We start from the raw sequence: 13,373 nt of genomic DNA on the forward strand, positions 1-13,373 counted from the left end.
CTTGGCGTCGAAGACCATGCGTACTGCACGATCCTGCACCTCGGGTGAAAACTTTGACTTCCTCATAATGGCTCAATCTTCTCAAATGAAAGAGCCTCCTCAAATACCGGGGCGGTTCACTCCGCTTCGATAGTCGAATCTTTGGGGTTGTTTTGCGATGGAATGGCCGCGCAGCCGCTCGCGCCTCTCCCATGTTCTTGAACCGCTCCCAGTCGTTTGTGGCAGGGCTTGCCCTGACTCCAGCTTTGGCTATGTCGAGCGTCGGCTCGTCGGTGAAGCGGTACAAGCTGCACAGCTTGCCCCCGTTTGCGATTCCACCCTGCCGAGTCTTTTCGATAAACCCCAGCGCCTCTAGCCGATGCAGGGCAGCCGCAAGCGTTGAGCTGCTGGAAATGCCCGCGTGCTTCATCTCCGCGAGCGTCGCGTTGATGTCGCCGTTGTTCGTGCGCCCCAGCTTGCGCCGAAGGGCCAGGTACACGCGAACATCGGCATGGGTCAACACGCGCCATGCGGGGCAATCAAGAATCGACCAATAGAGCCGCACGTGCCCGCCGCGCGGGTCTTTGGGCATCGCCCGCTTCATCGTGCAACAGCCGCTAGCCGCGAAAGGTGTGCGTAGAGTGCGGCCAGCTCGGTCACTGTCATCCCTGCCAGATCGGGGCCAATGCCCAAATGAGCGAAGCGCCACACCAGCAATTCAAGTTCTTTGAGCCAGTCACGCGGTAGCTTCATTGCGTGCCCCGCTTTCCAATGTGTAGAGCCCGACGCGGTGTTTCGTTCCACCTTCCGTTATCACGGTTTGCCAGTGCGTCACGATGCGGTAGCCAGCTTTGCGTAGTTGCAGGACTCGCGCCGGGCAGTGGTACACGTCAAGAAACCGCATGGCCTCAAATGTGGTCACTGAAAAGAGCGCAAAAGCCGCTAGGAGCCTGTCGCATTGCGTCTTGGTGTCGGTGCCCTTAAACTGCGCCCGGATCGCTTCCAGGGCTGCTTTCTTTTCGGAGGGAGCGGCCTTTTCTTTTTCCATGCCATCCCCCTACTTCGATGCCTGCGCTTTGAGGAAAGCGTCGATGGCGTTGATGTCGAACAACGTAACTTTTTGACCCGCCTTCAATGGCTGAGGAAAACCGTGGCGGGATTTTGTCCACTGCCAAAGTGTCGAGCGGGCAATTTGGAAATGCGCACAAGCAACCTTGGCGCGGGCGTAGAAGGGCTTTTGGTCAGTGCCCCGATCCGTCTTTAGGGATTTCATAGATTCGTCCTTTGTTATCCAGCACCGTTGCGGCTGGCATGGAACGAATCATGTTGGTCCGATCTCGCAAAAACACCGCAGATGCGGTCGAAGCAACCGTATCTGCGGTCAGCGCGCCTTCAGGCTTCGCCTTGCTTCGCTGAACTTACCTTCCAGGTTTCGCTTGCTCAATCCTGGCGTATTGGGAAAGTGGGCTTCCAACGCGGAGATTACGGAAGCTTGATCATCAAATACCGATAGCTCCTGCCCTGACGGAGATTTTCCTAACATCAGCTCAAGCAATCCGCCGATGATGTTCAGGTACGTGCTTCGCTCCTTGGCGCCCATTGGTCGATCAACCGCCTTCTGCTCGTCTTGGTTTGGTTTAGGTAAGGGTTGAAAGTGACCTTTTGCCCTTACGAATTCCAGCCAAGGAACATGGAATCCCTTTCCCTCTGCCCATCGAACGTAGTATTCGGGGGTGGGGCGAAGCGGATGACTCCCGGACAGCCAAACGTCACGAATGTTCTGCCAGCCAATGTTCAATCCCATCATCTCGTCATCGTCACGTGCGTTGGAAGCGCTCCACTCCGCACCTTTTCGTTCGTCCGGCTGCATCAGTTTTCGGCTATCGAGACAGACAACGCTTCGAAAGCAATCGGGCCATGGCGAGAGTGGGGCACGTTCGACGAATTCGGTGAAATGCGGGTTCACACCAAGCAGAAGTTGAAGCGCGTCCATTGGCTCCCATGTGTCGTAGCGGAGCCAGTCCGTGAACATCCAATGAGCAAAGTCAGCGGAACTGCTAGAGCCCGCTTCACCGTATCCATCTCCCCCTTTCAGCGGCGCGATTCGTTTAGGTTCTCTTGTTGTTCGCAGGAATTCAAACATTGACTCCGTCCGGACGACGAGCATTGAGTCCTTTGGGAGGCCGCCCGCCGGGTAATAAAGTTCGGCAGGTTCCTTTCTTTTGTTGGCGTCCTTGAACGCCTTGCGGTCCGCAGCGTAGGCGGCCCGCTTTGCACTCACTTCTGCATCAGCGAACGTGCCGGCCCCCAGTAACGCTTCCAACCGCTCACCCGCAGCTCTAGAGCCTCGCGTGAATTCATTTTCCTCATAGCTTTCCTGGAGCTGCCAATAGATTCCATCACCACTCGTGACAAAGGCTCCGTCAATCGAGGTCAACTCCACCTGAGGTCCACCGACGAGCTGCTGAAACTCATGCTGCACATCAAGTGCCTCGCCTCCAATCATTGGAATGTCAAACACACCATCAAGAACAAGAACGGGTTTTTCAAGAACAATGTATTTATCGTCGTTCAGTCGAATCCCCATCGGGACATCTATCCACCCCCCCGAATAGCTTGCGTCCATTGCCTTCTTTATGTCCGCTGGAAATTTCTCTGTTGGGACATCGTCTACCAGCACAATTCGTCCGCGTCGAGCGCGTGCATGGTTAACAAAGTTGACGGATAGGGTGAGGTGGCCGTCCAACGCCAATCGAAGTAGGTCAGACCTCTTTACAGCCTCGCCTAACAGCATACTCAGATGCTCCGTAGTTTCATCGACAGTCAGCCAGTCTCGAAGTTTTAGCAACTTGCTCATCGCGCCCCTTTAGCGCCCCTGAATAGGTGCCAGCCCGACCCGTCAGGGAAACGGGTTTTCGGGGATCAGCCTAGGGCTGGCGAAACTGTGATCTAGGCCGCCTTTCGCTTAAACGTCAGCACCTTTCCAGTCGTGCAGTTATCCAAGTAGTCAGCCCATTGCTGCATCATCTTCGCCCGCTCGCGCAGGTATGTCGCATGGTTGTACGCCGCGCTCACTGCGTCCCGTTCCTGATGCGCGAGTTGTAGTTCGATGTGGGCATGGTTGAAACCCATCTCATGCAACAGCGTCGAAGCGATGCCCCGGAAACCGTGGCCGGTCATGCGGCCTTTGTAGCCCATGCGCGCCAGTGCGCCCAAGATCGTGTTGTTGCTCATGGGCTTTGAGTGGTCCCGCTCGCCAGGGAACACCATTGGGCTATGCCCCGAAATCAGGTGCAAGGCTTTGAGGATGTTCACGGCTTGCGCAGACAGAGGAACGATGTGCGGAGTTTTCATCTTCATGCGCTCCGCCGGGATGTCCCATCGCTTCGCGTCGAGGTCAAACTCCTCCCAGCGCGCGCCGATTAGCTCCGAGGTACGAACGAACGTCAGCGCCATCAGCTTGATAGCCAAGCGGGTCACAGCGGCCCCCTGATAGCTCTCGATGTGGCGAAGTAGTTCCGGCAGCTCCTTTGTGTCGAGCCGCGCGTAGTTCACCTTTTTGCGCGCGGGCAGGATGTCGCCCGGCTTGATGTCTGCCGCCGGGTTGCGCTTGGCCTTGCCATGTGCGATGGCGTAGCGAAAGACTTGCCCCGTGGTCTGTAGTGCACGCTTGGCGATGTCCAGTGCCCCGCGTTCGGCAATCGCTTTCACCATTGCCACAAGTTCCGGGGCTTCGATGGCGTCAACGGGCCGCGTGCCGATTGCCGGAAAGACATCGGCTTCGAGCCGCCGGATCACGTAGGCCGTGTGGCTGTCGCTCCGTGTGGCCTTCCAGTGGGCCCACCACAGACGGGCAACGGCAGCGAATGAGTTTTCGGCAGAGAGCTTGCGGGCTACCTTGTCGGCCTTTCGCCGCACCATCGGGTCAGCGCCGCTGGCCTGCAGCTTGCGCGCGTCGCCCATGGCGTCCCGTGCCTGCGCCAGCCCCACATCCGGATATGCGCCAAGGGCCATGACCTTTTCTTTTCCGTCCACACGGTATTTCCAACGCCACAGCTTTGAACCGGTTTCCGTAACCAACAGGTATAGCCCTTGGCCGTCGCTCAGCTTTACTGGCTTGGGGCCGGGCTTGGCCTTCTTGATGGCGGTGTCTGTCAGCGGCATGGGGCCTCCATAACCGGCGTTTCGGGGTGGATACCCCCAGGTCACAGCGCCGATACCCCCGAACATACCCCCAGCAATGGCTGGCTTGCAATACCCCACTTTGGACGGCAGAAAACAAAAAAGCCCCATGGATAGGGGCTTTTAGGGGGGTTGGGCGGTCTGGAATGGACTGCCGAAAACACATTACTGGCGGAGAGGGCGGGATTCGAACCCGCGGAGGGCTATTAACCCTCACACGCTTTCCAGGCGTGCGACTTAAACCGCTCATCCACCTCTCCTGCGAGTGCGCGATTGTACCAGCCGTGCACGACGCACCTGGACCGTGCTCAAGCAGCTTTTGCTGTCGCGCTGCCTGTTTGCAATCGCGTGCCTTCCGGGTCAGCGAGCATCGCCAGCAGCAAATTCACATCGGCAGGCTTGACCATGTGGAAGTCAAAACCAGCCTGTTCGGAACGCAGGCGTGCCTCGGCCTCACCATAGCCCGTGAGCGCAATGAGCAATGCATCGCGTGTCTCGTCCAGGTTTCGCATGCGGTTGGCAACCTCAAAGCCGTTCATGCCCGGCAGCCCGATGTCGAGCAGCACCGCGTCGGGCCGGAATTCCGCCGCGATCTTCAAGGCCGACATGCCTTCGCTGGCCGTACGCACTTCGTAGCCTTCCATCTCCAGCAACATCATCAGCGTTTCGGCGGACGCGGCCAGGTCGTCCACCACCAGGATGCGCCTGGACGAGGCAGCTGGCGTGGCGGCCTGCGGATCAGCCTGCGACGCAGGTTGCGTGGGCTCGGCACTCTCGATATGCGCCGGCAGGTAGATCGACATCTCCGTGCCTGTTCCAGCCCCTTCGCTGTAAGCCACCACGCGGCCACCGTGCAGTTCGACCAGGTGCCTCACCAGCGTGAGGCCGATGCCCAGGCCGCCCTGTGAACGGTCAAGCGACTGGTCGGCCTGTGCGAAGAGGTCAAAGATGTGTGGCAGGAATGCCGGGTCGATACCCGCGCCCTGGTCGCGCACCATGATCTTCACCTCGCCCGCCTCGTACACCGCCGCGAGCGTGATGGTCGTGTGCGGGCCCGAGAATTTCGAGGCGTTGTTGATCAGGTTCGACAGCACTTGCGACAGGCGCACGGCGTCGCCTTGCAGCACGATCTGCTCGGCCGGAAGCTCCACGTGCAGCACCTGGTCAAGCGAGCCGACGCGCGGCAGGCTCGCCTCCACCGCGTGCTCGACGAGCGAGGCCAGCGACAACGGCTCGGGCTTGACGGCTACCTTGCCCTGCACGATGCGCGAGACGTCGAGCAGGTCATCCACCAGCCGTGCCATGTGATCAGCCTGCCTGCCGATCACGTCGCGCGCCCAGTTCATGGTGGGCTGTGTCACCTCGTCGCCGCGCATGATGTGCACCGCATTGCGGATGGGCGCGAGCGGGTTGCGCAGCTCATGCGCCAGCATCGCGAGGAACTCGTTCTTGCGCCGGTCGGCGTCCTGCACGGCCGTGTACAAGCGGGCGTTCTCCATCGCAATCGAGGCGCGACCCGCGACTTCGCGCACCAGTGCGAGCTGCTTCGGATCGAACCGGTCAGCGCCGCCCAGCAGCGCCAGGGCGCCGCGAACTTCGTCGCCGGCCATCAGCGGGCACACCACCGCCGAGCGATCGCCCTGCCGCCATGTGCGCAGCTGCCCGTCGCGGACGGCTTCATCCGCCACCGCGCGCAGTTCCTGCGAAAACGCCTCCGGGTCGTCTGCCGCGGGCGCGGGAAACATTTCGAGCCTGCGCACGCCGCCATCGGGCGACGCCAGGCCCAGGATCGCCCGGTCACCGAGCATGGGCACGCAGATGGACAGGATGGCCGAGATGGTCTCGTCAAGGTGGAGCGAGCGAGACAGCTGCTCGCTCGCCTCGGCCAGGAAGTCCGCGCGCGCAATCGCTTCTTCAGCGGCGGTGCGCGCTGCCTCCGAACGGGCCAGATCCTCACGCGCCACGGCCTGCAGCTGCAGCTGGCGGTTCATGCGGAACAGCTCGACGAACACGCGCACCTTGGACCTCAGCACTTCAGGCACGACGGGCGAAGGAATGTAGTCCACTGCACCCAGCGCATAGCCGCGCCGCGCCTGCACGTCGTCCACGTACGCGGTGATGAAAACGATGGGCGTCTGCGAAGTCTTCTTGTACTGGCGAATCAGGCTCGCCGTCTCCAGCCCGTCGATGTCGGGCATGTTGACGTCCAGCAGGATCACCGCGAACTCCTGGTCGAGCACGAACTTCAGCGCCTCCTTGCCCGACCGCGCGCTGACGATGTTCTGGCCCAGCTCGTCCAGGATCGAGCGGAACACGACGTGCTTTTCCGGCAGGTCGTCAACGATGAGGATGTTGACCTTTTCCAGCTCTGAGAGGCTCGAATCGAGAGGTGTCGGCGTTGTCACTGGTGCAGCCAGGCGCGCAGGACGGTGAGCAGGTCCTGCGTGTTCACTGGTTTGGAAAGGTAGTCCCATGCGCCCGCCTCGATGCACTTCTCGCGGTCGCCCTTCATGGCCTTGGCGGTCACGGCGATCATCGGCAGGTTCTTGCCGGCGGGCAGCCTGCGAATCTCTTTCATCGTGGCCATGCCGTCCATCTCCGGCATCATGATGTCCATCAGCACGACCCTGATCTGAGGGTCAGTCCCGACGCGGTGGATCGCATCGCGGCCGTTGTCGGCCCAGACGATGTCCATGCCTTCGTCTTCCAGCACCGTCGCCAGCGCGAAGATGTTGCGCATGTCGTCATCGACGATCAGCACGCGCTTGCCGGCCAGCGGCTTGCTCGACTCATGGATCGTGTTGATGATGTTGCGCTTGGCCTGCGGCAGCCGCGCCAGGTTGTGGTGCAGCCCCAGCAGCGTGTTGTCGAAGAGCTTCGCGCCGGTGTGGGCCTCGCTCAACGTCAGCGTGTCGTCGCTGGTCCAGTTGAAGCGGCCCGGGTGGTCGCCCGCGCCCCGGTACAGAACCACCTGCAACGGCCCCATGGCCCGCTGGCCCGCAAGCAGCTCGCGCAACTCGCCCGCTTCAGCGCCGGGGAATGCGTCTTCAATGACGACGCAGTCGAAGCGCTGCTTTTGCAGGGCCTCCTTGAGCTTTGCTGCGGTCTTGGCCAGCACGACGTCGATCTGTTCGTCTTCCACGTTCGCCACCAGCTCGCGCCGCGCGGCCTCGTCGTGAATCGCCACCAGCAAGCGCTTGTGCGGCCGCGCAAGGTAGACATGCAGGTTGTCCAGCATCGCATCGAGCACTTCCTTGCTCTGGATGGGTTTTTCGATGAACGCCATCGCACCGGAGGCAAAGGCGCGGTCCTTCGAGTCGTCGGTGGAGATGACGCACACGGGCAGGTGCCGCGCGCCCATGTCCTGCTTGATGCGATCGAGCACGCGCCAGCCGTCCATGTCGGGCAGGTACATGTCGAGCGTGACAGCCGCTGGCTTGAACTCGGCTGCGAGCGTCAACGCGCCTGCGCCCATGGGCGTGACGAGGCCCTTGAACCCCTTGGCACGCGCGGCGTCGAGCAGGAAGCTGGCGAATGCCATGTCGTTCTCGACAATCAGCAGCACCAGGTCGCCCTGCTGGATGTGGTCGCGGTCGTCGCCGGCTTCGTTCGCTGTGATGCCGCCCTCCTCGCCCATGATGGCGGCATCGACCACCTGTGGATTGCGCACCGGCTGGCGCTTAAGGTGCGCGAGCGTCGCCATCTCGTTGCGCTGCTCGGAAATCTGCGCGGGGCGCCGGCCCAGGCGCGACGCCGAATAGACGAGTGGCAGGTACAGCGTGAACGTGGAGCCTTGCCCCGGCGCCGATGCCAGCCGGATTTCACCGCCGAGCAGCTTCGACAGCTCGCGGCTGATGGCCAGGCCCAGGCCCGTGCCGCCGTACTTGCGGCTGGTCGAGCCGTCGGCCTGCTGGAACGCCTCAAAGATGATCTGCTGCTTGTCGACCGAGATACCGATGCCTGTGTCGGACACCGAGAACGCAATGACTTGCTGCGCGCGATTGAGGTCCTCGTTGTCGGGCGTCCAGCCCTGCACCACTTCTTCGATCGACAGCGTCACGTTGCCCTGGTGCGTGAACTTGAAAGCATTCGACAGCAGGTTCTTCAAAATCTGCTGCAGCCGCTTCACATCCGTGACCATCGAGTTCGGCAGGTTCACGCCGGTGTGAATGAGGAAGTCCACCGTCTTCGCTTCAGCAACGTGGCGGAAGGTGCGCTCAACGTACAGCTGCAGGTCGGACAGGCGCAGCTCGTTCACATCAACCACCACGGTGCCCGACTCGATCTTCGACAGGTCGAGAATGTCGTTGATCAGCATCAGCAAGTCGTTGCCCGACGAGTGAATCGTCTTGGCAAATTCCACCTGCTTGGGCGAGAGGTTGCCGTCCGCATTCTTGGACAGCTGGTCCGACAGGATCAGCAGCGAATTCAGCGGCGTGCGCAGCTCGTGCGACATGTTCGCCAGGAACTCCGACTTGTACTTGGACGTGAGAGCCAGCTGCTTGGCCTTGTCTTCCAGCGCTTGCCGGGCCTGCTCCACTTCCTGGTTCTTGCGCTCGACCTCGTGGTTCTGGTGCACCAGCAGGCGCGCTTTTTCCTGCAATTCTTCGTTGGTCTGCTGCAGCTCCTGCTGGCGGCTTTGCAGCTCCTGCGCGAGCGACTGTGACTGCGTGAGCAGGTCTTCGGTGCGCATGTTCGCCTCGATCGTGTTGATCACGATACCGATGGACTCCGTGAGCTGGTCGAGGAAAGCCTGGTGCGTCGGGTTGAAGCGCTCGACCGATGCCAGCTCGACCACGCCGCGCACCTGGCCTTCGAAGATGATCGGCAGCACCAGCACGTTGAGCGGCTGCACATCGTGCAGGCCCGAGGAAATCCTGAACTGCTCGGGGATCGACGACGTGAGCAGGATCTTCTGCTTGTCATAAGCGCACTGCCCGACCAGGCCCTGGCCCATGTCCACCTCCTTGCCGTAGGCGCCGTGGCCCTCTGACGCATAGCTCGCCATCAGCCGCAGCTTGGGCAGCTCGTGGTGGTAACGCAGCACATAGAACTCGGCCTGCTGGGCACCCACCACTGGCGCGAGCTCCGACAGGATCAGGTGACCGACGGCCACCAGGTCTTTCTGGCCCTGCAGCATCCGCGAGAACTTCGCCAGGTTGGTCTTGAGCCAGTCCTGCTCGGTGTTGACCTGCGTCGTGTCCTTCAGGTTGCGGATCATCTCGTTGATGGTGTCCTTCAGCGCGGCCACTTCGCCCAGCGCCTCCACCGTGATCGATCGCGTCAAGTCGCCCTGCGTCACGGCGGTGGCCACTTCGGCAATGGCGCGCACCTGTGTCGTGAGATTGGCCGCGAGCTGGTTCACGTTCTCCGTGAGGCCCTTCCATGTGCCCGCAGCGCCCGGCACCTTGGCCTGTCCGCCCAGCTTGCCTTCCACGCCCACTTCGCGCGCCACCGTGGTCACCTGGTCGGAGAACGTGGCGAGCGTGTCGGTCATGCCGTTGATGGTGTCGGCCAGCGCCGCGATCTCGCCTTTGGCTTCCACCGTGAGCTTCTGGCCCAGGTCACCGTTGGCAACGGCCGTCACCACCTTGGCGATGCCGCGCACTTGCGAGGTGAGGTTGCCGGCCATGAAATTCACGTTGTCGGTCAGGTCCTTCCACGTGCCGGCCACGCCCTGCACATCGGCCTGGCCGCCCAGCTTGCCTTCGGTGCCCACTTCGCGAGCCACCCGCGTGACTTCAGACGCGAAGGAGCGCAGCTGGTCCACCATCGTGTTGATCGTCGCCTTCAGTTCCAGGATTTCGCCCTTCACGTCCACCGTGATCTTCTTGGAGAGGTCGCCCGCTGCCACGGCCTTCGTCACGTCGGCGATGTTCCGCACCTGCGACGTGAGGTTGCCGGCCATGAAGTTCACGTTGTCGGTCAGGTCTTTCCACGTGCCCGCGACGCCTTGCACATCAGCCTGGCCGCCCAGCTTGCCTTCGGTGCCCACTTCGCGAGCCACCCGCGTGACTTCGGAGGCGAACGACGAGAGCTGGTCCACCATCGTGTTGATGGTGGCTTTGAGTTCGAGAATCTCGCCCTTCACGTCCACCGTGATCTTCTTGGACAGGTCGCCCGCCGCCACGGCCTTCGTCACATCGGCGATGTTTCGCACCTGCGACGTCAGGTTGCCGGCCATCGAATTCACCGAGTCCGTCAAGTCCTTCCACGTACCGGCCACGCCTTGCACATCGGCTTGTCCGCCCAGCTTGCCTTCCGTGCCCACTTCGCGCGCCACCCGCGTCACTTCCGACGCAAAGGATCGCAGCTGGTCCACCATCGTGTTGATGGTGTTCTTCAGTTCCAGGATTTCGCCCTTCACGTTCACGGTGATCTTCTTGGAGAGGTCACCAGCGGCTACAGCCGTCGTCACATCGGCGATGTTCCGCACTTGCGACGTGAGGTTGCCGGCCATGAAGTTCACGTTGTCGGTCAAGTCCTTCCACGTACCGGCCACGCCTTGCACATCGGCCTGGCCGCCGAGCTTGCCTTCGGTGCCCACTTCGCGGGCCACGCGCGTGACTTCAGAGGCGAACGACGAGAGCTGGTCCACCATCGTGTTGATCGTGGCTTTGAGTTCGAGAATTTCGCCTTTCACGTCCACCGTGATCTTCTTGGAAAGGTCACCGGCTGCCACGGCCTTGGTCACGTCGGCGATGTTCCGCACTTGCGACGTCAGGTTGCCGGCCATCGAGTTCACCGAGTCGGTCAAGTCCTTCCAGGTGCCGGCCACGCCTTGCACATCGGCCTGACCGCCGAGCTTGCCTTCGGTGCCCACCTCGCGCGCCACGCGCGTGACTTCCGACGCGAAGGATCGCAGCTGGTCCACCATCGTGTTGATGGTGTTCTTCAGCTCCAGGATTTCGCCTTTCACGTCCACGGTGATCTTCTTGGACAAGTCACCGGCCGCCACGGCTGTCGTCACATCGGCGATGTTCCGCACTTGCGAGGTGAGGTTGCCGGCCATGAAGTTCACGGAGTCAGTCAAGTCTTTCCACGTGCCGGCTACACCTTGCACATCGGCCTGGCCACCGAGTTTGCCTTCCGTGCCCACCTCGCGCGCCACCCGCGTCACTTCCGACGCGAACGACGAGAGCTGGTCCACCATCGTGTTGATCGTGTCTTTCAGCTCCAGGATTTCGCCCTTCACTTCCACGGTGATCTTCTTGGAGAGGTCACCCGCGGCCACAGCCGTGGTCACGTCGGCGATGTTTCGCACTTGCGATGTCAGGTTGCCGGCCATGAAGTTCACGGAGTCGGTCAGGTCCTTCCAAGTGCCGGCCACGCCCTGCACATCGGCTTGGCCGCCCAGCTTGCCTTCCGTGCCCACTTCACGCGCCACCCGCGTGACTTCCGACGCGAACGACGAGAGCTGGTCCACCATTGTGTTGATCGTGTTCTTCAGCTCGAGAATTTCGCCCTTCACGTCCACCGTGATCTTCTTGGAGAGGTCGCCCGCCGCCACGGCCTTGGTCACGTCGGCGATGTTTCGCACCTGGGCCGTGAGGTTCGAGCCCATCGAGTTGACCGAGTCCGTCAGGTCTTTCCACGTGCCCGCCACGCCCTGCACATCGGCCTGGCCACCGAGCTTGCCTTCGGTGCCCACTTCGCGCGCCACTCGCGTCACCTCCGATGCGAAGGATCGAAGCTGGTCCACCATCGTGTTGATCGTGTTCTTCAGCTCCAGGATTTCGCCCTTCACGTCCACCGTGATCTTCTTGGACAAGTCCCCGGCCGCGACAGCCGTCGTCACGTCGGCAATGTTCCGCACCTGCGACGTGAGGTTGCCGGCCATGAAGTTCACGTTGTCGGTCAGGTCCTTCCACGTGCCGGCCACGCCCTGCACATCGGCCTGGCCGCCCAGCTTGCCTTCGGTACCCACTTCACGCGCCACCCGTGTCACTTCGGAAGCAAAGGATCGCAGCTGGTCCACCATCGTGTTGATGGTGTTCTTCAGTTCCTGGATCTCGCCCTTCACGTCCACCGTGATCTTCTTGGACAGGTCGCCCGCCGCCACGGCCTTGGTCACGTCGGCGATGTTTCGCACCTGGGCCGTCAGGTTGCCGGCCATGAAGTTCACCGAGTCAGTCAAGTCCTTCCACGTGCCGGCCACGCCCTGCACATCGGCCTGGCCGCCCAACTTGCCCTCCGTCCCCACCTCGCGCGCCACGCGCGTGACTTCCGCCGAGAAGGTGCCCAGCTGCTGCACCATCTTGTTGATGATCATGGCCGTGCGAAGGAACTCGCCTTCGAGCGGCCTGCCGTCTGCCTCGAGCGCCATCGACTTCGACAGGTCGCCCTGCGCCACCGCACCAATCACGCGCGCCACCTCGGACGTCGGGTGCACCAGATCGGCAATCAGTGAATTGATCGACTCCGCGCAGTCGCGCCAGAAGCCGCTGGCATTCGGCACGAACGCACGCTCCTTGAGCTTGCCTTCCTTGCCGACCACGCGCGACAGGCGCTCCAGCTCATGAGACATGCGAAGGTTTTCGCCCACCACGTCATTGAATGCGTCAGAGACTTTGCCCCATACGCCCGACCAGTCCTGCGGCAGCTGCGCCTGGGCGTTGCCCTTCTTGAGGTCAGTCAGCGCCGTGAGGCACAGGCGCGTGTGCTCGCCCATGTCGTCCATGTCGTCGAGCACGGAATTGACGCAGGCCACATCGGCCTGCCAGAAGCCGGTGAGCTTGTCTTCGGCCACGCGTTTGGGCCGCGCGCCTGAGCGCACGCCGTGTTCGATGGTGCGCAACCGCTGTGACGTGCGAGCGGCCTGCGCCGTGAGTTCATTGAACTCGCCGGCGATCTTGCCCAGGACGCCATCCCACTCCGTCGGCAGCGTCACGCCGGTCTCACCGCGCCTGAACGCGCTCATCGCCTTCAGGATTTGCCCGAGTTCCTTGTCACGCTGATCGACCGCAGGCAGTTTTGCTACCACTTCCATCTGTTGTCCCCAAACTTGAGTCAGCCGTGTGACGACCCGATGGGGAGGCAGAGTACCGCGTCCACAGCGCGCCAACAACGCGCGGCTTGGCCCAAAAGCCCGCAAACCCAATGCTGGCGCGGGTTGTAGGAAGGCGCTTACGCGAATATTGGAGCGGTGCCTACGGTGCGGCAGCAACGAAAAAGGCCGCCTTGCGGCGGCCTTTTGGCGTCATGGAAAGACG

The 13,373-nt window shown here is 61.8% G+C and carries 7 protein-coding genes and 1 tRNA gene; all 8 read right to left on the bottom strand.

Going from position 1 to position 13,373, the window contains the following annotated elements; translation table 11 throughout:
* A partial coding sequence (locus GHT07_RS00005) for a hypothetical protein (RefSeq protein WP_153583010.1) occupies positions 1 to 571 on the bottom strand: 571 nt, incomplete at its 3' end.
* 144 nt (positions 572 to 715) lie between these two features.
* Complete coding sequence (locus tag GHT07_RS00010; RefSeq protein WP_153583011.1) at positions 716 to 1,027, bottom strand: helix-turn-helix domain-containing protein; 312 nt, start codon at positions 1,025 to 1,027, stop codon at positions 716 to 718.
* A 9-nt stretch (positions 1,028 to 1,036) separates the two neighbouring features.
* Complete coding sequence (locus GHT07_RS00015) at positions 1,037 to 1,252, bottom strand: helix-turn-helix transcriptional regulator (RefSeq protein WP_194792769.1); 216 nt, start codon at positions 1,250 to 1,252, stop codon at positions 1,037 to 1,039.
* Between the two features lie 108 nt (positions 1,253 to 1,360).
* Positions 1,361 to 2,836, bottom strand: coding sequence for a hypothetical protein (locus GHT07_RS00020; protein WP_153583012.1), 1,476 nt, complete (start codon positions 2,834 to 2,836; stop codon positions 1,361 to 1,363).
* 92 nt (positions 2,837 to 2,928) lie between these two features.
* On the bottom strand, positions 2,929 to 4,143 hold the full coding sequence (locus GHT07_RS00025; protein WP_153583355.1) for a tyrosine-type recombinase/integrase: 1,215 nt from the start codon (positions 4,141 to 4,143) through the stop codon (positions 2,929 to 2,931).
* 187 nt (positions 4,144 to 4,330) lie between these two features.
* Positions 4,331 to 4,421 (bottom strand) — tRNA-Ser (locus GHT07_RS00030).
* Positions 4,422 to 4,469: 48 nt separating this feature from the next.
* A complete protein-coding gene (locus GHT07_RS00035; RefSeq protein WP_323740710.1) occupies positions 4,470 to 6,566 on the bottom strand; it encodes a hybrid sensor histidine kinase/response regulator in 2,097 nt (698 codons plus the stop codon).
* Positions 6,563 to 13,150 carry a HAMP domain-containing protein gene (locus GHT07_RS00040; protein WP_228488104.1) on the bottom strand — a complete coding sequence of 2,196 codons (6,588 nt, stop codon included), beginning with the start codon at positions 13,148 to 13,150 and terminating at the stop codon, positions 6,563 to 6,565. Before GHT07_RS00040 ends, GHT07_RS00035 begins: the two co-directional genes overlap by 4 nt.
* Positions 13,151 to 13,373 lie beyond the last annotated feature (223 nt).

Source organism: Caenimonas koreensis DSM 17982, from assembly GCF_009646335.1.
GTDB lineage: Bacteria > Pseudomonadota > Gammaproteobacteria > Burkholderiales > Burkholderiaceae_C > Ramlibacter > Ramlibacter koreensis.

What these genes read in the sequence shown, in the direction of transcription:
- GHT07_RS00020 (WP_153583012.1), bottom strand. Translation starts at nt 2,836, where the DNA reads ATGAGCAAGTTGCTAAAACTTCGAGACTGGCTGACTGTCGATGAAACT.
- GHT07_RS00010 (WP_153583011.1), bottom strand. Translation starts at nt 1,027, where the DNA reads ATGGAAAAAGAAAAGGCCGCTCCCTCCGAAAAGAAAGCAGCCCTGGAA.
- GHT07_RS00015 (WP_194792769.1), bottom strand. Translation starts at nt 1,252, where the DNA reads ATGAAATCCCTAAAGACGGATCGGGGCACTGACCAAAAGCCCTTCTAC.
- GHT07_RS00025 (WP_153583355.1), bottom strand. Translation starts at nt 4,143, where the DNA reads ATGCCGCTGACAGACACCGCCATCAAGAAGGCCAAGCCCGGCCCCAAG.
- GHT07_RS00040 (WP_228488104.1), bottom strand. Translation starts at nt 13,150, where the DNA reads ATGGAAGTGGTAGCAAAACTGCCTGCGGTCGATCAGCGTGACAAGGAA.